The organism is Peptoniphilus duerdenii ATCC BAA-1640 (assembly GCF_000146345.1).
Taxonomy (GTDB): Bacteria; Bacillota; Clostridia; order Tissierellales; family Peptoniphilaceae; genus Peptoniphilus_B; species Peptoniphilus_B duerdenii.
In genome coordinates this window covers 994417-1014262 of sequence record NZ_GL397071.1, presented here as the reverse complement: position 1 = coordinate 1014262, position 19846 = coordinate 994417, and the positions used below count along the sequence as shown (strand labels likewise).

General features: G+C 36.0%; 17 protein-coding genes. 3 read left to right on the top strand and 14 right to left on the bottom strand.

All coding sequences use genetic code 11. From position 1 onward, the window contains the following. Nucleotides 1-713: 713 nt before the first annotated feature. Nucleotides 714-1961 (top strand): hemolysin family protein, encoded by a 1248-nt coding sequence (locus tag HMPREF9225_RS04500; protein WP_040551317.1) that lies wholly within the window; start codon nucleotides 714-716, stop codon nucleotides 1959-1961. Between the two features lie 189 nt (nucleotides 1962-2150). Here HMPREF9225_RS04500 and HMPREF9225_RS04495 read toward each other — a convergent pair whose 3' ends face one another. The 9 genes from HMPREF9225_RS04495 to HMPREF9225_RS04455 all read right to left on the bottom strand — a co-directional run bounded on the left by HMPREF9225_RS04495 (nucleotide 2151) and on the right by HMPREF9225_RS04455 (nucleotide 11536). After that, nucleotides 2151-2789 (bottom strand): S-layer homology domain-containing protein, encoded by a 639-nt coding sequence (locus HMPREF9225_RS04495; RefSeq protein ID WP_008901760.1) that lies wholly within the window; start codon nucleotides 2787-2789, stop codon nucleotides 2151-2153. Nucleotides 2790-2900: 111 nt separating this feature from the next. Further along, nucleotides 2901-3227 carry a hypothetical protein gene (locus tag HMPREF9225_RS04490; protein WP_008901759.1) on the bottom strand — a complete coding sequence of 109 codons (327 nt, stop codon included), beginning with the start codon at nucleotides 3225-3227 and terminating at the stop codon, nucleotides 2901-2903. A 111-nt stretch (nucleotides 3228-3338) separates the two neighbouring features. Continuing rightward, complete coding sequence (locus HMPREF9225_RS04485) at nucleotides 3339-4253, bottom strand: diacylglycerol/lipid kinase family protein (RefSeq protein WP_008901758.1); 915 nt, start codon at nucleotides 4251-4253, stop codon at nucleotides 3339-3341. Nucleotides 4254-4375: 122 nt separating this feature from the next. Then, nucleotides 4376-4987: a pyroglutamyl-peptidase I gene (gene pcp / locus HMPREF9225_RS04480; RefSeq protein WP_008901757.1), complete on the bottom strand. Its 612-nt coding sequence runs from the start codon at nucleotides 4985-4987 to the stop codon at nucleotides 4376-4378. A 9-nt stretch (nucleotides 4988-4996) separates the two neighbouring features. After that, complete coding sequence (locus HMPREF9225_RS04475; protein WP_008901756.1) at nucleotides 4997-5941, bottom strand: DUF979 domain-containing protein; 945 nt, start codon at nucleotides 5939-5941, stop codon at nucleotides 4997-4999. Further along, on the bottom strand, nucleotides 5938-6615 hold the full coding sequence (locus HMPREF9225_RS04470) for a 5-oxoproline transporter, DUF969 family subunit (RefSeq protein WP_008901755.1): 678 nt from the start codon (nucleotides 6613-6615) through the stop codon (nucleotides 5938-5940). Before HMPREF9225_RS04470 ends, HMPREF9225_RS04475 begins: the two co-directional genes overlap by 4 nt. Continuing rightward, nucleotides 6612-9665, bottom strand: coding sequence for a M14 family metallopeptidase (locus tag HMPREF9225_RS04465; protein ID WP_008901754.1), 3054 nt, complete (start codon nucleotides 9663-9665; stop codon nucleotides 6612-6614). The genes HMPREF9225_RS04470 and HMPREF9225_RS04465 overlap by 4 nt, the downstream gene beginning before the upstream one ends. Continuing rightward, nucleotides 9656-10087 (bottom strand): gamma-glutamylcyclotransferase family protein, encoded by a 432-nt coding sequence (locus HMPREF9225_RS04460; RefSeq protein WP_008901753.1) that lies wholly within the window; start codon nucleotides 10085-10087, stop codon nucleotides 9656-9658. The genes HMPREF9225_RS04465 and HMPREF9225_RS04460 overlap by 10 nt, the downstream gene beginning before the upstream one ends. A gap of 255 nt (nucleotides 10088-10342) precedes the next feature. After that, nucleotides 10343-11536 carry an acetate kinase gene (locus tag HMPREF9225_RS04455; RefSeq protein WP_040551316.1) on the bottom strand — a complete coding sequence of 398 codons (1194 nt, stop codon included), beginning with the start codon at nucleotides 11534-11536 and terminating at the stop codon, nucleotides 10343-10345. 115 nt (nucleotides 11537-11651) lie between these two features. On the opposite strand from HMPREF9225_RS04455, the gene HMPREF9225_RS04450 reads away from it, so the two are divergent. Beyond that, entirely contained in the window at nucleotides 11652-12776 is a 1125-nt protein-coding gene (locus HMPREF9225_RS04450) for a tRNA(Met) cytidine acetate ligase (RefSeq protein WP_008901751.1), read from the top strand. A gap of 52 nt (nucleotides 12777-12828) precedes the next feature. Here HMPREF9225_RS04450 and HMPREF9225_RS04445 read toward each other — a convergent pair whose 3' ends face one another. Then, a complete protein-coding gene (locus tag HMPREF9225_RS04445; protein ID WP_008901750.1) occupies nucleotides 12829-13515 on the bottom strand; it encodes a hypothetical protein in 687 nt (228 codons plus the stop codon). After that, the gene (locus tag HMPREF9225_RS04440; RefSeq protein WP_008901749.1) at nucleotides 13502-13837 is read right to left on the bottom strand and encodes a hypothetical protein; all 336 of its coding nucleotides are present in this window, start codon (nucleotides 13835-13837) and stop codon (nucleotides 13502-13504) included. Before HMPREF9225_RS04440 ends, HMPREF9225_RS04445 begins: the two co-directional genes overlap by 14 nt. Nucleotides 13838-13936: 99 nt before the next feature. On the opposite strand from HMPREF9225_RS04440, the gene HMPREF9225_RS04435 reads away from it, so the two are divergent. Next, nucleotides 13937-14557 (top strand): DUF3841 domain-containing protein, encoded by a 621-nt coding sequence (locus tag HMPREF9225_RS04435; protein ID WP_008901748.1) that lies wholly within the window; start codon nucleotides 13937-13939, stop codon nucleotides 14555-14557. Nucleotides 14558-14667: 110 nt separating this feature from the next. Here HMPREF9225_RS04435 and HMPREF9225_RS04430 read toward each other — a convergent pair whose 3' ends face one another. Genes HMPREF9225_RS04430 through HMPREF9225_RS04420 form a run of 3 tightly spaced genes read right to left on the bottom strand, consistent with a single transcriptional unit; the run spans nucleotide 14668 to nucleotide 18789 of the window. Next, nucleotides 14668-15279 carry a GNAT family N-acetyltransferase gene (locus HMPREF9225_RS04430; RefSeq protein ID WP_008901747.1) on the bottom strand — a complete coding sequence of 204 codons (612 nt, stop codon included), beginning with the start codon at nucleotides 15277-15279 and terminating at the stop codon, nucleotides 14668-14670. Nucleotides 15280-15299: 20 nt separating this feature from the next. Beyond that, on the bottom strand, nucleotides 15300-17051 hold the full coding sequence (locus HMPREF9225_RS04425; protein WP_008901746.1) for an ABC transporter ATP-binding protein: 1752 nt from the start codon (nucleotides 17049-17051) through the stop codon (nucleotides 15300-15302). Next, nucleotides 17041-18789 carry an ABC transporter ATP-binding protein gene (locus tag HMPREF9225_RS04420; RefSeq protein WP_008901745.1) on the bottom strand — a complete coding sequence of 583 codons (1749 nt, stop codon included), beginning with the start codon at nucleotides 18787-18789 and terminating at the stop codon, nucleotides 17041-17043. Before HMPREF9225_RS04420 ends, HMPREF9225_RS04425 begins: the two co-directional genes overlap by 11 nt. Nucleotides 18790-19846 lie beyond the last annotated feature (1057 nt).

Sequence of the window (19846 nt, the reverse complement as noted above, 5' to 3'; positions counted from 1 at the left end):
AAAACCTTCGGTTTTCTCTTCGAGACTCGCAGTTTCCTCCATTCTCCCTCGAGCTCCCTCTACCCACCTCGCATTGGGGAAGGTTTTGGTAGTGATTTTCTTATTCGGCTAAAATTTTCCAAACTCGCTACGCTCAAACAGTGGAAAATTTCTTAACGCCGAAAGCAAAAATCACTTGTGGTGGCATAGGATTAAATCTGTAGTAGTCATTGAATAAGGATTCTATGAGATGAATTAGAATTTATATTTTTGCACGCCTAACGGCTGAGGGAGAAGAATTTAGTATTTAGTTTAATGGAAGCTAATAGCTTCCGCTACAAAATAATCATCCAAACTTGACCTCACAATGGCTATACCCGTTCGAAGCCCTAGCCGAAATCTTTGATTTCGCAGCAGGTCTTGTGCAAAGAGTTCCAAAGAAGACGAGCATTGCGAAGTCTGATTTGCAGAACTCGACTGTCTCTCAGGGTGACTGTGTTCCTTTAGGTTATCCTTTTAAATAAAATTTATAGGTGGTCGTCACCCTGAGCGAAAGAGCCGCTAGGCTCTGGAGTCGAACGGGTATAACCTCCGAGGGCCTAGTCTTGACAACCAAATTATGCTACAAAATAACCATCTACATTTGACTCTGCAACAAAATCCACACATCAATAGACTTTTTTATTAAATAACTATATAATAGAGAAAAGGAATTAATGGAGAATTACAAGTTAATGGAAGATTTTATATATATAATTTTATTTTTAATATCGATATATTTTTCTTATAAATATACACTGATCGAAAACGCCCTACTGAACCTGACCAGTTCCAAACTTAAAAACATGGAACAAGATGGTATCAATACCAAGTTTTGGGAGAATATAAAATCCGACGCAAAGACCTACTCCACCATTTTAATCGGTGACTACTTTGCAAATGGTATCGGCGTTTTATCTCTGTCTGTTTATTTTTTTAACCATTTCAGAAAATACTACGAATTCTTAGGTGCTCTCATATCAATAATCTGTGTCATCGTTATGGGAGAGTCACTCCCTAAACGTCTTGGCAGACAGTCCGTAGAAAAAATCCTTAGAAAAAACGCCAAGTTTATAAAAGTTTCAAATATACTTTTAAGACCGATGGTTCTATTTATCGAGGCCATCTCAAGACTAATACTTACCATCACCAAGGTGGGCAAGGTTAGCGAACCTCTAATCACCGAAGAAGAGCTAAAGGATTTCGTAAGCCTTTCAATGGAAGAGGGCATCATCGACAAATCTGAAGTGGGAATAATAGAAAATGTCATGGGATTTAAGGACTGTTTTGCAAAGGACATCATGACTCCTCGTACGGACATCGTGAGCCTTTCACTCGATGCAACCTACGACGATATCAAAAATATTATTAAAGAAGAATATTTCTCTAGGATGCCTGTCTATGACGAGGATCTTGACAACATCGTCGGCACTCTTTATGTAAAGGATTTATTCGCGGTGGACTTCGTCGGAACCCTTCGTGACAACAAGGATATCTTAAGGGAAGCAAACTTCACCTATGAGTACAAACCTGTGTCCAGTCTCTTCACAGAGATGCGCCACAAAAAGATTTCCGTTTCCATAGTAAGCGATGAGTACGGCGGCACCGAAGGTATGATAACCATCGAAGACATCTTGGAGAAGATCGTCGGAGAAATAAACGACGAGTACGACGAAGAAGAAGATATGGACATAATAAAGCTCTCAAACAAGAGGTACCTGGTAGACGGTTCAACGAACTACGAAGATCTAAACCATGTGCTAGATACGAACCTTAGCTCCGATGAGTTCGACTCCGTGGGAGGAATCATCATCGAGAAGATCGACAGGTTCCCTAAAAAGGGAGAAAATATCGAAATCGATGGAATAAACTTCCACATAGAAGAAGTATCAAAAAATAGAATCGACAAGGTCATTGTCGATATATCAAATAAAAAGAATTAAAATAACTCGGGTAGACCCCGAGTTTTTGTTTGCAAAATTTTATAATTACAAATCCAATGCAAATTGTACTAAATTAAATAAATTACCATTCTTTCTAACAATACCTATATACAAAAGATTTTATTTTCCCCCAAACAAATCTTTAAAAAATTTCACTTAAAAAGAGCCCCTAGAGGCTCTTTTAATTTGTTATTTATCTTTTATTTCTAACCAAGTTTCAGGAATAGTTCCCTTTTCTCTTTGATATTCATGAGTGTTAGCTGCTTCCATAATTTCATAGTAAGCCCAGTGACTTTCGTTTATGTCTGTGAACTTAACTACGTCCTTATGAACTTCAACCATTCCATTTAATGTTACATTAAGATCTGCATAATTATTTAGAATTGTTGCAGCTTCTGCTCTTGTAATAGTAGCATCTGGTTTGAAAGTTCCATCCGGATAACCTTTTATACGGTCGTTGCCATAAGCTTGGTTAATAGCTTCTTCATATACATGACCCTTAACATCTGCAAAAGGAGCTACCGCATTGTTCTTCTTATCGATGAAGAATAGTGCTCTTGCAAATTCTCCACGAGTTATAGGTTCGTTTGGACGGAAATCTCCATCTTTGTCTGCGAACATCAAGTTCTTAGCAACAACTGCATTTATAGCTGTGTTGTACCATGCAGACTTAGTATCCTTGAAATTAGGTTTCATGTTGTTAGACATATCTAGCTCAGCAAGTCTTGCGATTAACGCAGCAGCCTCTGCCCTAGTGATAAGTCCTTCTGGACGAACGGTGTGATCCTTGTATCCGTAAAGATACTTGCGGTGGATTCCTCTTTCCATTTCTACAGCAGGTTTAACAGGTGCAACAGGTGTAGCTGGTTTAACTTCGCTTAATCCGAACCAAATTGACCACCATGGATTGTATCCATTTGAACCTTGTCCTGGATTTTCTTAACTCTTATCTTTCCAAATTGCTTTTACAGTTGTGTTAGAAGTTACTTTGATAATATCTCCAGCTTTTTTAGTTTCATTTCCAACTTGCCATCCTGCAAATTCTTTGTTTAATGGATAAAATTCAGGTGCAAATATAGCAGGTAGAACAAAGCTTCCACCAGTAATAAATATTGAGCTTTCAATGTCTTTTTTGCCACCATTTGCATTGAATTTAACTTCAACAGGTGTTTTTTCATCTGGTTTTGATTGGTTATTTACATCATCATTACCATAAGCTTTTAAAGCTTCCCCCGTTTTGTAATTTCCTTTTTTTAGAGTAATCACGCCAGAAGTTTCATTTAGGCTCTCTCCGTATCTAACATTTAAATACTACCCAATTTATGCTATTTTATCAATCAAAAAAAGAGCCTTCTGGCTCTTAAATTTTTCATTATTTTATTCTATTATTTGTTCTTTATTTTTTAATTCTGCTAGGATCGCGAGGTTTAGGTTTTCTCTATTTATTTTTAAATTAAATTCTCTATCCTTTAGGAGTTCTCCGTCGATATTTAGGTTTATTTCTTCTTCGAGTTCGATCTTTACTTTTTCTGCTCTAAAGGTTTTGATTTTTTCTTCGCTAAATATTTGACCTTTTTTATATTTTGGTATTAGTCTTATGATTTCTGGGACTGTTAAGTATTCTGCCAAGACTATTTCCATTTTACCGTCGTTTAAGATGCTATTCGGCGCCGGATTAAATCCTCCGCCATAGTAGGATCCGTTGCAAAATGCACAGAGGGTGTAGTGTCCCTCTACTTTTTTATCATCTATGGTCATCTTTAGATATTGTCCCTTATTGTTAAATAGTACCTTCAAGGTTGCCAGGTCATAGATTCTCTTGCCTAAGAATTTATATTTCTTCGCATATTCCCTTGCGTATTCCAAGACTTGTGCATCGAGACCTGTGGATGCGATATTTATAGATGTGTGGGTGTCATTTATCTCTATGGTGTCGATCTTCTTTATTTTCGGATCTATTAAATTTTCTAGTGTGAAGTTTTCATATTCAAATATTTTCGAAAAGTCATTTGCCGTTCCCATTGGGATAAGTCCTAAGGCTATGTTTGTATTTTTAAGTACATTTGCTATTTCAGATAGGGTTCCGTCTCCTCCGCAGGCATAGACTATTCCCTCTGTGTTTTCTCGGGCAAATTCTCTCGCCGCTCTCTTCGCGTGGTTCTCATCTTCTGTGAAGACAAATTGGCAGTCTCTTATTAAATTATTCTCTGTGAAAAATTCTTTTATTCTTAAATGGAATTTATGGAAATCATTCTTTCCTGCTTTGGTACTATATATAAATAAATATTTCAATGGTTAACTCCTGACTGTGATTAATTCCTCAAGACTATATTTTTAGCAATATCAGCATGTCTAATTATAACATAGATTAAATTTATTTATAAAAAAACCGGAGATATGATCTCCGGAAATTTTTATTTTTCGTCTATTATTGTTTCAATGGCGATTTCAATTGATTTTACAATGTCATCCTCACTCATAAATGGTGTGCCTGCTGGTTTATCTATTACTTGTTCTGCAATAAATGGAACGTGAATAAACCCGCTCTTTAAACCTTTGTACTTTCTTTCGCCTAGATATCTAATTGAATATAGTACGTCGTTACATACATATGCTCCTGCTGTAAAAGATACATATGCAGGTAGTCCTGCCTTTTTAATATTTTCTACCATTTCAGGAACTGGTAGGTTTGAAATATATCCGTCTGCTCCATCTTCTTTTATTTTTTCATACATAGGTTCATTTCCTTCGTTGTCAGGTATTCTTGCAACTCTTGCGTTTACTCCTATATATTCTACGCTTACACAAGATCTCATTCCTGCTTGTCCTATGGATAGTACAACGTCTGGATTTATTTCTTCTATCTTTTCTTCTATTTTCTTAGGTCCTTTTCCAAATACTGTTGGTATTTGAAGTTTAATTATTTCAGAGCCTTTAATTTCATCTTTTACTTGTTTTACTGCTTCCCATGCTGGATTTACTTTTTCTCCTCCGAATGGGTCGAAGCCTGTTAGTAATATTTTCATTCTTCCTCCTTAGCTAAAAATTATCATATAGACAATTTGTACTGCTAGCATAATTAATGCAGGTACAACTTGATTTTTTATAACTCCGTTTTTGTCTTTCATTTCAAGTATTGCAACTGGAACTATATTGAAGTTTGCAGCCATTGGTGTCATAAGTGTTCCGCAATATCCACATGTTAGTGCCAACATTCCTATGATGGTTGGATCTGCTCCTTGTGCAAGTACAAATGGAGCTCCTATACCTACGGTCATAACTGTGATTGCAGCAAATGCATTACCCATTACCATTGTAAATAGTGCCATTCCTATTGCATACACGATTATTCCCACGACTACATTGCCTTCAGGAATTATATTTCCTACTATATTTGATACAACTTCTCCTACTCCTGCTTGGGTAAATACTGCTCCTAATGATGCTAAAAACATAGGTAGCATACTTAGCGGTCCTACAAGGTCAAGAAGTCTTTTTGAATCTCTTAGATATACATCAAGATTGTTGTCTTTATTCATAAAGAATAGAGTTATCATTGCTAATATAACTCCGCAGCCAACTCCTACCAATGCTCCAAGTTTTGTCATTGTTGCAAATATTACTGCTGTAAGTCCTATCATAAAAGCTGGGATAAATATTTTATATCCAAGTTTATCACTTACTGCTTTTGTATATTCTTTTGAAGGTATATCATTTGTCTTGTATGAGACTTGGTTAAATATTGCAGGTAGTGCCATAATTACTACTAAACCACCTACAATTTTGACTGGTATCCATCTTCCCAAAGCGATTACTATGCCAAGTACTATCCAAAATATTCCTGTACCTATTCTCTTTTCATTTGCCTTGTCATTTAAATTTCTTATTCCTGTATTTAGAAGCAATAGTCCTATTACTATATAGAGGATTTCAAGAAGTTTTGCTCCTGTTGTTACTTCTGGTGATGTGAAAAAACTCATTTAATATCCCCCTTTGCTCCCTTTTTAGAAAGTTTTTTATCTTTTAACATATAGTAGATTATTCCCACAAGTGTAGCTATTATAGCTATTGGTATTTCTACTTTTGCAAGATCTATAAGTTCTACATTGTATCCAAGTTCTTTTAAAGTTCCTTGAACTAAAAGTCCTCCTGCTCCACCGACGAATAGTACTTGACCGAAGAACCAGGTTATGTTTTCCATACCTGCAGCCATTCCCTTTACTTCTTCGATATGTTCTTCGTGGTTGTCTGCTGGAACTTCTCTTACTGCAGCTTCAGCCATTGGCATTACTACTGGACGAATGAAACCTGCAACTCCTCCAAAACTTGCGTTAAACGCTGCAAATATTACTCTCATTATTCCGTAGGATGCGATAATCTTTCCGGCGTTTGCATTTTTTGTCTTTGAAATAAATCTTGCAGCTGATTCTCTTAAACCGTTTCTTTCAAGAGTTCCTGTTACAAGCATTACTATTACAAATATCATCATAGCTCTGTTATTTACAAAGCTGGTACCTAAGGTTTCTAAGAAACCATCAACTCCTAAGCCTCCTACGATTGCAGTTGCAATCATGGAGACAAATATTATAGCAATTGAATTAAATTTTAGGGCAAAACCTATAATAAGAATTGCTATGCCTATTAGTTTTATCACTTTGTCCTCCTTCTGTTTCGGTAGATTCTACCTCCACATTTTGTATTAATTTTTCTATCAAATAAAATTTCCTTTTGGGAAATGAATTTTATCGTGTCCAAATTGTGAGCCGTATGGGCCTTTGAACATAGTTTTAAAAATTCTCCATCAGCGGTCTCATCTATTACTTCACTGGTAAAGCCGACCTTGGTAATTTCTGGATACCTTATTGAAAGATATCTGTGGTCCCTATTGGTATCAAAACCTATCCAATAAAATATTATATCCTTGTAATAACCTGTTGGAAACATCTTCGGCAAAAGGGCGTGAGCATATTTTTCAAACCTGTCCTGCATATCCAAATTCATCTTATGCATCAAATCATCTTTATTTATTGAATCTGCAATTACATCTTGTAGCTCTTCGCAAAGCTTGTAGTTATCACTATACTCTTCTTCCTTTGGATACCAAAAATATCCATAAATTAGTGATCTTGGAAGCCAAAATCCCTTGTAGGCAGGTGCTGTGTATCCTGAAAATGGTTGAGCCCATTCGTGATGAGGCACTCCGTGGTTGTCGCAATATATATCTGGAAGATGTCTATAAAAGATTTCTACCATTGCTTCGGCTTCGGTGTGAATTGAATCTTCCTTAAAATATTCGTGAGCAAATTCTTTTCCAAGAGCATTAAACCTCGCAATGTGAAATATCCAATTAGGATGTTCTTTGATAAGCAGACTGTGAATATAAGACCCGTCTGGATTTTCCATAGGTATTAAAACTACATTTACTTTTTTAAGAAGCTCTTTCTCTTCCAAAAGCTTTTCAGTGAGTTCATAGCATGAATTGGACGAAGAAACCTCATTTGCATGGTGTCTTTCATTGATATACATGGTAGGCTTTTTCATTGTCCTTTTAAAAGTCGGAGTGAAATCATCATCCACATTAAACTCTATGGACTCAATATCTCTTCCCATAAAACTTTTGGCAATATAATTTATTTTTAAATCTCTATTTGATCTTAAAGAATCGTTTAAAGCACAGATGTCTTCGTGATTTAAAACTTTTTCATCAAAGGCTGGAGCCTTTTTATGAAGTTTATATTTTTCGCAAACTTCGTATTCTTTACCATTTATTATAAGAGCCTTAATCTTTAAATCAGAAAATTTACTTAGGCCCCGGTTTAAAATTTTTGAATAAATTTCAAGTTCTTCACCATTTAAACTACATTCAATGATTAATTTTGGTCCATTTTCATACCTATAACCTAAAAGTTTGTAGCTTATATTCATGTCCAGGTATTCTTTTTTAGAATCCTTTATTACAAAAGGTTTGGTGTCTAAGAAGTTTCTAAGTTCGACTTCAAATTTGACATTTCCCTTTCTATTATGGATAAATGGTAGGATTAGTCCAGGACTGTCGAAGTTTCCTGCGTTCATTTTTTGCCCCAAGGTTTTAAAATAATCAAGACCTACAAAATATAAATCTTCGTGGAAGTGATCAATGGATGAGATTCTATCTTGCCTTATATTTAGATTCTTATCGGTTTCGGAAAGACTTATATCCATATAAAGTTCTGCAAAAAATGGTTGAGAATCTTCTTTAAGATTTTTGTTTTCTATATCTTTTCCAATTTCAGATAGAATATTTTGATAAGTATCCCATACATTTTCCAAGTCGGTTTTAAAAGTTTCGATTGTTTTTTTGTCCCCGATTGTGATTTCAAAATAACCTGTGTGAGGATGAACAAGACCCATTCTCTTAAAATCATCTAGGTAAGGCCTTTCGGATAGAATAACTTTATAGGTATCTCTTAAAACAACTCTACCTTTTGATTTTGCAATAATTTCATAGGAATCTTCCATATCCTTATTGATAAATTTTATTCTGTCCCTATCGATAGAAAGCTCCTTTGCTAAAATGTCATCAATAGGATAGAGCTCTTGTAAATATCTAATAGGAAGGTCTAAAAATTTATTTTCATCTCCGGTTCCTTGATTTTTATAGCTTGGAACTGCTCCTGCTTCGTCGGAGAAGTCCGCCCCCTTCATGTAGGACCAATAAATTTCTATTTCATCAACTTCTTTTCCGATAAGATCCGGCAAAATATAATCTTCTATCCAAGAAAAACCGCTTTTATATGAATCTATAACTTGAACTTTTCCCTTTACTGATTTTTTAAGCTCTCTTTCAAGTTCTTTTCTCACTTCAAGAGGCTCACTAATGGCACATCTTATAGAATCTATAACTTTATATTTTTTTAACTTTTGAAGTAAGATGTCTTTTTCCCAAGGGAATTCATATTCTTTTCTCTTAAAGACTTCCTTATTCTTATAACTTTCTATTTTTAATTCTTTAAACAGATCTTTATAAGCCTTTAAGTTTGAATCATAGGTCTTATCTATATAGATCTCTTTAGATCTTGCGGCAGCCTTTGTAAACTGCAATTCATAGGAATTTTCTCTGAAAACTCTATTTGTAATAAACTCAGCTCTTTCTAAATTTTCATCTGTTAAAAGTTTAAAAAAAGTGTCAAAGTCCTTATAAAGAACTTTTATCTTTTCTCCAAACAAAATTTCATCAAAGTCAGCTTTTTCAAATTCAAAATCATTGGAGGAAAAACTTATGTCTAGAGAATTGACATCCATGGCTTTTCTTCTTACTATCTCACACAAAATTTTAAATTCTTCAAAATTTAAGTCGTTTGGATTGCAATTAATCCTTGTATATCTTTTAAAAAATTCATCTGCGTAGATGCCATCTAAAAACATGGACTGTTCTTTTAAATCATCTTTTTTTACAATATCAAAATCTTCCTCTTGGTATGAAAAAATATCCATAATAATCTTATTAAATGCCCTGTCATAATCGTCCTTACTAATGGATATTTCAATTCTTTCCTTATTTTTATTAATATTAAAGTCCCCATCTTCTATCAAAAATTCTTCAGAGCTTTCATTGGATGAAATTATGGGGCTTTTAAGGGAATCTTCTTCCAAACCTATGAAGCTCGCAAGTTTCAAGGCAAGTTTTCTAAGGTGGAGCTTATCTTCTTTTAGTCTTATTTGCATACTTCCTCCAAAGCATCTTCAATAGGTTTCTTGTCATAAGACATATGCTCAAAGCCATCTAAAACTCTTTTTACATATGAATCTCTAGGAGCTTTTTTGATATCTTTTAGCTCATTAGTCATAACATAGACCATGCCCTCTTCTATGCCCTTATCCCCTAGTACTAAAATATTCTTTTTAACATAGTAGGAAGGATAATCTTCATATTCATCTAGGGCTTTTTCATTTTCTTCGTTTATGTTCCAAATACTTACAGGAACTTTGCCATATCCTGGTTCCAGAACGAGGTTTAAATGACCTTTTCCTCGAAATAATAGCTTTGCATTTAATATATAACCGCTGCCTACTAATTCTGAACTAGGACAAGCTTCTTTCATCCATTCCATATTGATGTTTGATCCGTAAGCTATATATTTTTTCATTTGATTCTCCAATCTTGTCTCTTTAATATTTAAGTCACATTATGTCATCCGTAGAAGTTGTGGAAAACTTAATATTAGGCTTTCATTTCTTAAAAAAAATCTACCATGAGATTTTTAAAATAAAAAAACAGGAGGCTGGTTTAACGGAAGCCTTATAAGGCATAACCGTTTAGTATCCCAGTGGCTCCTGCTTAAATAGTCAAAAATTATCTGATGCCTATTATAAAAATAATAAGCTACTCATTCGGCTCTTATTTATTTTGCAATTCTGTCTGTATCTCTTGCTATCATTAGTTCTTCGTTGGTTGGTACTACTAGAAGTTTAACTTTTGAATCGTCTGCTGAGATTACAGCTTCTTTTCCTCTTACGTTGTTCTTTTCTGTGTCAAGCTTGATTCCAAAGATTCCAAGTTTCTTTGCGATGTGTTCTCTATTTGAGATTGAGTTTTCTCCTACTCCTGCTGTGAACACGATAGCGTCTACATGGTCTAGTTCTGTCATGTATGATGCTACGATCTTAGCTACTTTTGAATCGAATTGATCTAGGGCAAGCTGACATCTTGCGTTGCCTTCTTTGGCTCCGTCTTCGATATCTCTGAAGTCTGATGATACTCCTGATAGTGCTAGAACTCCTGATTTCTTGTTAAGGATATCGTTCATTGCTTGTGGTGAAAGATTTTCTTTTTCCATTAGGAATGTAACGATTGCTGGGTCGATGCTTCCTGATCTAGTTCCCATGATTAGTCCTTCTAGTGGTGTAAGTCCCATTGAAGTGTCTTTACATTTTCCATTTTCTACGCATGAGATTGAAGATCCATTTCCAAGGTGGCACACGATTACGTTTAGCTTATCCTTTTCAATGTTTAGGATTTCTGCTGTTCTTTCTGTTACATATTTATGTGATGTTCCGTGGAATCCGTATCTTCTGATTTTGTATTTTTCGTAGAATTCGTATGGAATTGCATACATATAGTTTTCGCCTGGCATTGTTTGATGGAATGCTGTGTCGAATACTGCTACTTGTGGCACGTCTTTCATGATTTCTTCGCAGGCTTTGATTCCTATGATGTTTGGTGGGTTGTGAAGTGGTGCTAGGTCTACGTTCTTTTCGATTGCCTTCATAACTTCGTCTGTGATTAGTACTGAATCTGCGAAGTCTTCGCCACCGTGTACTACTCTATGTCCTACTGCTCCGATTTCAGATACGTCTTTAATTGCTCCGTATTCTTTGTCTAGTAGACATTCAATTACTAAATTGATTGCATCTTTGTGGTCTTTAAGTGGTTTTTCAATTACTTGTTTTTCTTTATCTTTTGCCTCGTGTTTGATTCTAGAACCATCGATTCCGATTCTCTCTACGAGTCCTTTTGCTAGAACGTCTTCATTTGCTGGATTTATAAGTTGGTATTTTAGTGAAGAACTTCCGCAGTTAATAACTAGTATATTCATACTACCTCCCATAATTTTTTATCATTCTTATTATATCATAAATTTTAGATCTTAACTAATTTAGTATTACTTTTATGAATTCTACTCTATATAGTATAATAAATGTGGTGATACTATGTTAATTGCAATTATTGCGGAGTACAATCCATTTCACAATGGACATCTCTATCAAATAAATGAAATAAAAAATAAATATCCCGAGGCGAAGATAGCTGTCATTATGAGTTCGTCATTCGTCCAAAGGGGCGAGGCTGCAATTCTAGATAAGTTTAGCAGAGCAAGATGTGCGATAAAATCTGGGGTGGATCTTGTAATTGAGCTTCCCGTTTTATTTTCTACTCAAAATGCGGAGGTGTTCGCTAAAGGTGCTGTGGGAATTTTAAAATATTTAAATCCAGACGGTCTTGCCTTTGGATGTGAAAGTGATATTGAATTGCTTACAAAAATTATTTCCAAGGTGGATAAGATTGACGAGAATATTTTAAAAGATTCTCTTAACTCTGGTGAAAGTTATATGAAGGCGGTGGAGTGCGCCTGCGATTTTAACGACGAGGAAAGGTCTGCTTTTAAGAAATCAAACAATATTCTCTCCATGGAATATATAAAAGCTTGTAGGAAATGTGGTCTTGAAACTAAGTTTATCCCGATTAAAAGGGTTGGTACGGAATATAACGATGACTTTTCTGTTGGTGAGTTCGCTTCCGCTTCCTATATCAGAGATCATATAGACTCTGGTTTTAAATTTATGCCGGAGTTTTCTTGGAATGAGCTTAAACTTTTGCGAGAAGACAAGTTTAGTATCTACGATATTTTTAGATTTAAGATGGTGGAAGATCCAAGTTTGTCTTCTTATCTTGACTACGAAGATGGAATGGAAAATTTGGTCCTTAAAAATATTTATAAAGATTATGAAGATTTCATAGAATCTTGTACTTCTAAGAGGTACTCCCGCTCTAGGATCAAGAGGATTATCCTTTCGAAGGTGCTTGGGCTTGAGGGAGATTTAATCAGAAGAAATATGGGCAAGCCATATCTACGGGTGCTTGCAGCCAGTGAGTCTGGTTTTGAAATAATTAAAAATTCTAAGGCGGATGTACTCGTTAATTTTAAAAATATTCGAGATGAGCGTTTTGACTCTATCCGTGAAATTTCAGATGTGGAAGTGAAGGCTACCAATTTTTACGAAATTCTAAAGGGTGGCAAGTTGAATCGTGATTTTACGGAAAATTTTATAAAATAGTAGCGAAATTAGGCAAAAAAATTGGTTATAGAAATTCTATAACCAATTTTTTTTATTTATTTTTATTTTTTATGTCGTCGAGAGTTTTCTGTAATCTGTCATACTCTTTTTTAAGCTCTTCTGTTTTGTATGTCTCTTTTAAATTATCTAGAATCTCTTGAGCTTCGTCAAATTTCTTTTCTACGACTTTTGCGTTCATGGTGATTCTCATAATATTTTCTCTGTAATGAGGGTTGTCCTTGTACTTTTCAAAGACTTTTTTCCCTTCTTCGTAGGACTTTCTAAATCCGTCGAAGTTCTTTTTGTTGTACTTCAAGGTGCACATATTTATCCAGTAGATGATTTGGATATCATCGGACTTCAATCCACCTATATCTATTGATTTAAGCACATTTTCCGCCTTGTTAAATTCATCTAGGTTGATGTAGGCGCTGGACTGATTTATTTTTAGAACTGATCTTAGATAGTTGCCCTTCGCCTTTAGGAGAAGTTTGTCCACTTCTGTTACAAAATCCTTGTATCTTTTTTGACTAAATAGTGGCATAAGCTTCTTCATTTTATTCATGTAAATTATGTTATAACCGAGATTTATTCCGGCAACCAGTGCGATTATCGTAATTGCAACCCAGAGATAATTCTTCTTTACAAGCTCTGGATCTATGTTAAAGGTCTTGATGGTAACTAGTATGAGGACACCAAGGGTCACTCCAAATAATATACTTTTCTTAAAACTCTTCATTGTTTTCCTTTCTATTTTTTAAATATTTCTTTATAAGACTGTATAAAAACACGGATAGACACACTGCTACTGCCGCCATAAGGAGTCTCTTTTGAATTCCTTCTTCCGTTGCTGTCGCTGCGTATAGAGCCGCTACTATGATCGCAAATGTGTAGACAATGGTTGCTATTCCTATTATGATGGTGCGGAGTATCAATGAACGTTTTTTGTTGTACGCCTGTTCCAAAATGCTTAGCACAAGAACAATCATAAATCCTTTGAATATCATTTGCACGATTTTTGTGTTTGCAATTGTCATTATGATTTCTTTTAAGTTTTCCATATTTCCTCCTATATCTATATTAAATTATCAGGGGAAACTTTTCAATAAAATGGATTTTAAATTTTTATTTCAATCGGGTATAAATGAATTGGTGATAATATGGAATTTGTAAATTTATATACTAGACAACACGAAAATAGCATCTATGAACTGGAGAGCAAGGGCATCATTACCAACAAAAAGCTATATGTGCAGCTACATATGTCAGATATCGCTCCGTTTTTCCTAGAAAGGTACGATTATTTTGTAAAAATGGCGGAAAGATTCGTCCCAAGAAATAATATTTCCGAGTATCCTATTTGGTGCAGCGTTTCTAAAAAGAATTGTTTAAAGCCCATCGACAAAGAGGTGGTCTATGCAATAAGGGTGCCTAAGGATGAGGTAATATATTTTGACGGCGGCAGATGGGATTTGGTTTTAAATAATCAGTACATACCTAAGGATGCTGCGGATGCGGAAGATTTCTATCGTCTTTTAAAATCCTACGGACTCTCCCATACCTTCGACATCTTCGACAGGAAGTACACCGGTGCCTTTGACGATGTGAAGGCGAGAATAAGGGACAGTTGGAAGAGAATTTTTGAAATCACTGACAGAAGTGAGTTTGTAGTGCAAGCAAACTTATGGTGCATAAAAAAGGAATGGGTAAAGCATATTATCCGCCCTGGCGAAGATTTCTTCAAGATTGTAGAGGATATGGAAGAGACTTGGGTGAAGTGATTTCTTCTGATAAGTTTTTGAAAATTTTGAAAGAAAAAAATTCGTAATAATTAAAATATTTTATTCATATAAAAAATTAAGGGAACCCTGGTGGATTCCCTTTTTTCATATTAATTTCCTTCCCAAATCAATGTCTCTGGATGGGAAAATTTAAATTTTATATTTTTCTTTGGATTTATCTTTAGATTTAAAAATCCTTGTTCCTTTGTGTCCATACTGGTGTTGATCATGAGTTTTCTATATGGTTTGAAGCCGCATTTTTCTTGGACTCTTCTCGATTGTGTATTATTTTCAAAGTGACCGCAGAGGAGAAAATCCAAATCCATTTCGTCAAATAGATATTCACACACTCTGTCCACCGCTTCTTTCATGATGCCTTTGCCCCAGTAGTCCTTACTTAGAACAAATCCCAATTCTCTTCCTTTATAATCTTTAAACTCCTCTAGTTTGTCTTCGTCATTATATTTTTCTACACCTAGAGAGCCGATTACTTTTTTATTTTCTTTTAGCAGGATGGCAAATGTCTTGTCACTTTCGATAAATCTACTTAGAACGATTAAACTTTCGTCCTTATTTTCATGATGGTTCCAACCTGCCCTCTCTCCCACATCTGGAACAGATGCATATTCATAGAAATCATCCAAATCTTCTAGTTTAAATGGTCGAAGGATAAGTCTTTCTGTTTCTAAAACTTTTCCATTTATTTTAAATTCTAAGTTCATTTTTAACCTTTATTTTTTATTTAACTACATTTTTCTTCCAATGATTTTAGCCACATTTCGTTGTAGATTCCATTTAGTTTCAAAAGTTCCTCGTGTTTCCCTTCTTCAACGATTCTGCCCTTGTCAAGGACAATTATCTTGTCGCAATTCATAATAGTTGAAAGTCTGTGGGCGATGATAAATGTGGTCCTGCCCTCTTGAATGGTTTTGATTGCATTTTGAATTAGACTTTCCGTTTCCGAGTCGATGCTCGCTGTGGCTTCGTCTAGTACCAGGATCTTCGGATTGTGAACGAGAGCTCTCGCAAAGGAGATGAGCTGTCTTTCTCCAAGGGAGTAGGTCATTCCTTTTTCTGTTACTGTGGTCCTTATTCCATTTTCAAGTTTGGATACGAAGTCAGATGCTCCTACCTTTATAAGTGCGTCTTCCACCATATTCGCATCGATGCCCGGAGTGTTTAAGGACACGTTGGTCTCGATAGTTCCCATGAATAGAAATGGATCTTGGATTACTATACTCATATTTTTTCTCAAATCTCTAAGGGACATTTTGCATATGTCATTGCCACCGATGGTGATCTCTCCTCTATCTGGATCGTAAAATCTAAATAGCAAGTTCATAAGAGAACTCTTGCCGGCGCCGGTTCTTCCAACAATGCCGACGGATTGTCCTTCTCCAACCTTTACTGAAAGATTGTGAAGCACCTGTTCCCCTTCCACATAGGAGAAGTCCACGTCTTTAAATTCCACATCCCCCGCAAGATCTACTCCATTGTCGGTTAAATCTTCCAGTGGTAGATCCACATTAAACATACTGAATGCATGTTCCGCTGCTGCCATTGACCTTTGGAATGTTCCTATGCTCATCATGGTGTTGTTGATATTGTCGAAGAACTGGGTGGTGTAATTTATAAATATATAAATCATACCCACGTTGGCGAAGTCCTCTCCCCTAAGAGTTCCAATTCCAAAATAGATTATTACTAGGCTCAGGGTTAGATTTTTCATCGTCTCTGAGAAGTTAAATCCAAGATAAGCAGCAAGCATGGAAAGCCTGCGATCTTCTTTAAATGCACTTTCGTTAAGATTGTCAAACTCCTTCTTCTTTTTATCCTTTCCGTTGAAACTTCTTATAACGTCTATGGTTCCAATGGTTTCGTTGAATGTGGAGTTGATTTCTGATACGTACTGTCTGACCTTGAAACTGGCATCCCTCATTATCTTTGCATAGATGTAATTACCTATTGCAAGTATTGGCATTGGAAGTATGAGTGGTATCAAAAGTCTCGGTTCAAGAACTACTATCTTGTACAAAATTGCAAGTATAGTTAAAGATGGCACGATAATATATGAAATTGCCGTTTCGAAAAAATCTTTTATTTGAGATGGGTCATTTCCAACTCTAGATGAGATTTTGCCCGCTGGTTCTTTGTCGAAGTAGCTAACTGGAAATCTCAAAACTTTTTTGAAAAGATCGTTTTGAATGTAGACTATGGATTTATTTGCTCCATAGGCTAAGATTAATTCCGATGCAAATTTCAAAACTGCAAATAGAAGTAGGTAGTATAGGAATAGTTTCACATCCTTCCAAAATTCTGGATAGTTTACTATCCCCACCCCTTCTTTTAGAAGTTCGTTCAATATTCTTCCCACTACTATCGGCGATTGAATCTTAAAATATATCGAAAGTGGCATAAGGATTGTGCCGATTAAAATATAGTACTTCACCTTCATTAGGTAGTGGAGCATGGTCTTTTTCATATTAGTCTTCATTTTTATTTCCTCCACTCACTTGGTAATTGTACTGCTCGCTATACCATCCTACAGTAGCCATCAGCTCTTCGTGGGTACCTCTCTCTACGATTTCTCCATGATCTAGTACGATTATTAGATCAGCATTTTCCACTGCACTAAGCCTGTGGGAGACGATGATGTTGGTCCTGCCCTTTCTCTTTTTATTTATATGGGAGATGATTTTCTTTTCTGTGTTTGAGTCAACTGCAGATAGAGAGTCGTCTAGGATCAGAAGTTCCCTGTCTGCGATAATCGCCCTTGCAATTGCAATCCTCTGTTTCTGTCCTCCAGAAAGGGAAATGCCCTTCTCTCCTGCTAGAGTTTCAAGTCCTTCGTTGAAAGTATTTATATCTCTCTTTAAATCTGTGATTTCAAGAGCTTCGTCAAGGTCAGCTTCTGTGGCGTCACTTCTTGCAAAGAGGATGTTTTCTCTAATTGACTTGGAGAAAAGCACACTCTCTTGAGGAACGTAGGCAATCTTTCTAAACACATCATCCATCTTATAATCTTCGATTGGAATGTCATTTATAAAAAGCATTTCATTATCTAATTTATAGTCGCGAAGCAGCTGTTTTATAAATGTGGTCTTGCCTGAGCCGGTCCTGCCGACGATTCCAAGGGTCATGCCCTTTCTAATTTCCACGTCTATGTTTTTAAGATTATAAACTTCACTACTTGGATATTTGAAACTTAAATTTCTATATGAAATTTTTTTAATTCTATCGAGGCTCTTGTCCCCATCTCTATAGGTTATATCGTCCACAAAGTTTAGGGCGCTGTTGATTCTATTCACACCAGCTTTTCCCAGTGCAACAGCGGAGAAAAACTCTGCAATAGCCATCATCGGCCACACAAGCATACCAAGGTAGATTTGAAGAGATACGATATTTCCCAAAGTTATGGCTCCGTCCTTTAGCATCGCAGCTCCGTAGTAGAGACAGATAAAGTAAGAAAAAGCAGGAATAAAGTTGGCGAAAAGTCCGTAGGATCTTTCGTAAAGACTTAGTTTAATATTTTCTTTAAAAGCATCATCTGTTAGACTCTCGAAACTTGAAGTCGTATTTTCTTCGCCGCTATAGGCTCTAATAACCCTGATTCCCTGTGCCATTTCAAGGACCGCATCGTTGATTTTTGAGTTTTTTTCTTGCACATAGGTGTATTGATGCTCAATCTTCTGTGAGATGCAGTAGATTATTGGAATTATCAAAAGCATCGGAATAATTGACATGGTAGACAGTTTGAGATTTGAACTCATGACCATCATTACAATGACAAATAAAGGATAGATTGCACCTTCAAATAGAGCAAGCACTCCAAAACTAATTGCGTCTCTTACGAAACCTTGGTCAGAGGTTAGGTTTGTCATCAACTCCCCAGTGGTGTGGGTTTCGAAAAACCTGCCGGTGGAACTTAAAATCTTATTATATAGTTTTGTTTTAATATCCCTTCCATAAAAGTCTGAAGTAACCCAGAGATTTTTCGTCCAAACGAGTCCGATTAGGTAGGACCCAACGGTGATGATCACTAGGTAGATGGTGTTATTCTTAAGAAAATCTACATCAAGGGTAGATGCATTTATCCTATCCGCCACATTTGAAATGATTTTTGGCGGAAGCACCGCTATAAAATCAACGATAGCTAAGCAAATAACCGCAAGTATATAATTTTTTTTGTATTTAATAAAATGTTCTCTAACATCTCTGTAAAATTTAAACATAAATCCTCCGAATTTTTACTATTTATTATTATTATTATTATTATAATATATAGAAAAATTGGGTAGTGTTACAAGTTCGTTAAATTTGTAGGGTTGTATGGTTTTGATTCTTTGATGCTATACGTGTAGCATGTGTTTTTATTTTTTTATTTTTGATGATATACCGATAGCATGTGTTATCATTGTTATTTTTTTGTAGTGGAAGTACCAGATGAAGACAGTCACCCTGAGTGAAGGGTGGAGGTTTACCGACACCCGGAGTCGAAGTATCTCTACAATGACATCCTAACGGAAGACAGTCACCCTGAGCGAAGGGTGGAGGTTTACCAACACCCGGAGTCGAAGTATCTCTACAATGACATCCTAACGGAAGACAGTCACCCTGAGCGGAAATGACGAAGCCAAAGGCTAAGTCATTGGAGTCGAATGGGTATAACCGTGGTGGGGTTATGTATGAATGATTTCACTTGCCTTGACTAGGTTAAATATAGCAACTACCCGTTCGGCTCACTTCGTTCGCTCAGGGTGACTGCAGTTGGGAAGATGGTTGCAGGTCTCGTGCAAAGAGTTCCAAAGAAGCCGAATGAAATGAAGGCTGATTTGTAGAACTCGACTGCCTCTCAGGATGACCAGTTGGGAGGGTTATCACTCGATAGGTATTAATTATTTGCAAGTTTTAAAGAATTTACGCCTTCGGCTGTGGAAGCAAGATGCTTCCGCTACAAAACCCACCGGGTCATCCTGAGCGGAGATGGGTACCATCAAAATATCCTAACGGAAGACAGTCACCCTGAGCGGAAATGACGAAGCCAAAGGCTGAGTCATTGGAGTCGAATGGGTATAACCGTGGTGGGGTTATGCATGGATGATTATTTTTAGGATAATAGTTATTAATTTTTTTGGAATAGATTGGTTAAATATAGGTCAGATCCTTCGACTTCAAAGGCTATCGCCTTTTCCGCTCAGGATGACAAATCGGGAGTATTGTCGCTCTATAATTAAATAATTTAGTATCATGGCTATGTAAGCAAGATGCTTCCGCTACGTTTACAATATA

Excerpts from the sequence above, each read along its gene's own strand:
- pcp (WP_008901757.1), bottom strand. The coding sequence starts at position 4,987 with ATGAAAATATTACTAACAGGCTTCGACCCATTCGGAGGAGAAAAAGTA.
- HMPREF9225_RS04450 (WP_008901751.1), top strand. The coding sequence starts at position 11,652 with ATGTTAATTGCAATTATTGCGGAGTACAATCCATTTCACAATGGACAT.
- HMPREF9225_RS04425 (WP_008901746.1), bottom strand. The coding sequence starts at position 17,051 with ATGAAGACTAATATGAAAAAGACCATGCTCCACTACCTAATGAAGGTG.
- HMPREF9225_RS04495 (WP_008901760.1), bottom strand. The coding sequence starts at position 2,789 with ATGGAAAGAGGAATCCACCGCAAGTATCTTTACGGATACAAGGATCAC.
- HMPREF9225_RS04430 (WP_008901747.1), bottom strand. The coding sequence starts at position 15,279 with ATGAACTTAGAATTTAAAATAAATGGAAAAGTTTTAGAAACAGAAAGA.
- HMPREF9225_RS04420 (WP_008901745.1), bottom strand. The coding sequence starts at position 18,789 with ATGTTTAAATTTTACAGAGATGTTAGAGAACATTTTATTAAATACAAA.
- HMPREF9225_RS04435 (WP_008901748.1), top strand. The coding sequence starts at position 13,937 with ATGGAATTTGTAAATTTATATACTAGACAACACGAAAATAGCATCTAT.
- HMPREF9225_RS04455 (WP_040551316.1), bottom strand. The coding sequence starts at position 11,536 with ATGAATATACTAGTTATTAACTGCGGAAGTTCTTCACTAAAATACCAA.
- HMPREF9225_RS04460 (WP_008901753.1), bottom strand. The coding sequence starts at position 10,087 with ATGAAAAAATATATAGCTTACGGATCAAACATCAATATGGAATGGATG.
- HMPREF9225_RS04440 (WP_008901749.1), bottom strand. The coding sequence starts at position 13,837 with ATGGAAAACTTAAAAGAAATCATAATGACAATTGCAAACACAAAAATC.
- HMPREF9225_RS04465 (WP_008901754.1), bottom strand. The coding sequence starts at position 9,665 with ATGCAAATAAGACTAAAAGAAGATAAGCTCCACCTTAGAAAACTTGCC.
- HMPREF9225_RS04445 (WP_008901750.1), bottom strand. The coding sequence starts at position 13,515 with ATGAAGAGTTTTAAGAAAAGTATATTATTTGGAGTGACCCTTGGTGTC.
- HMPREF9225_RS04475 (WP_008901756.1), bottom strand. The coding sequence starts at position 5,941 with ATGAGTTTTTTCACATCACCAGAAGTAACAACAGGAGCAAAACTTCTT.
- HMPREF9225_RS04500 (WP_040551317.1), top strand. The coding sequence starts at position 714 with ATGGAAGATTTTATATATATAATTTTATTTTTAATATCGATATATTTT.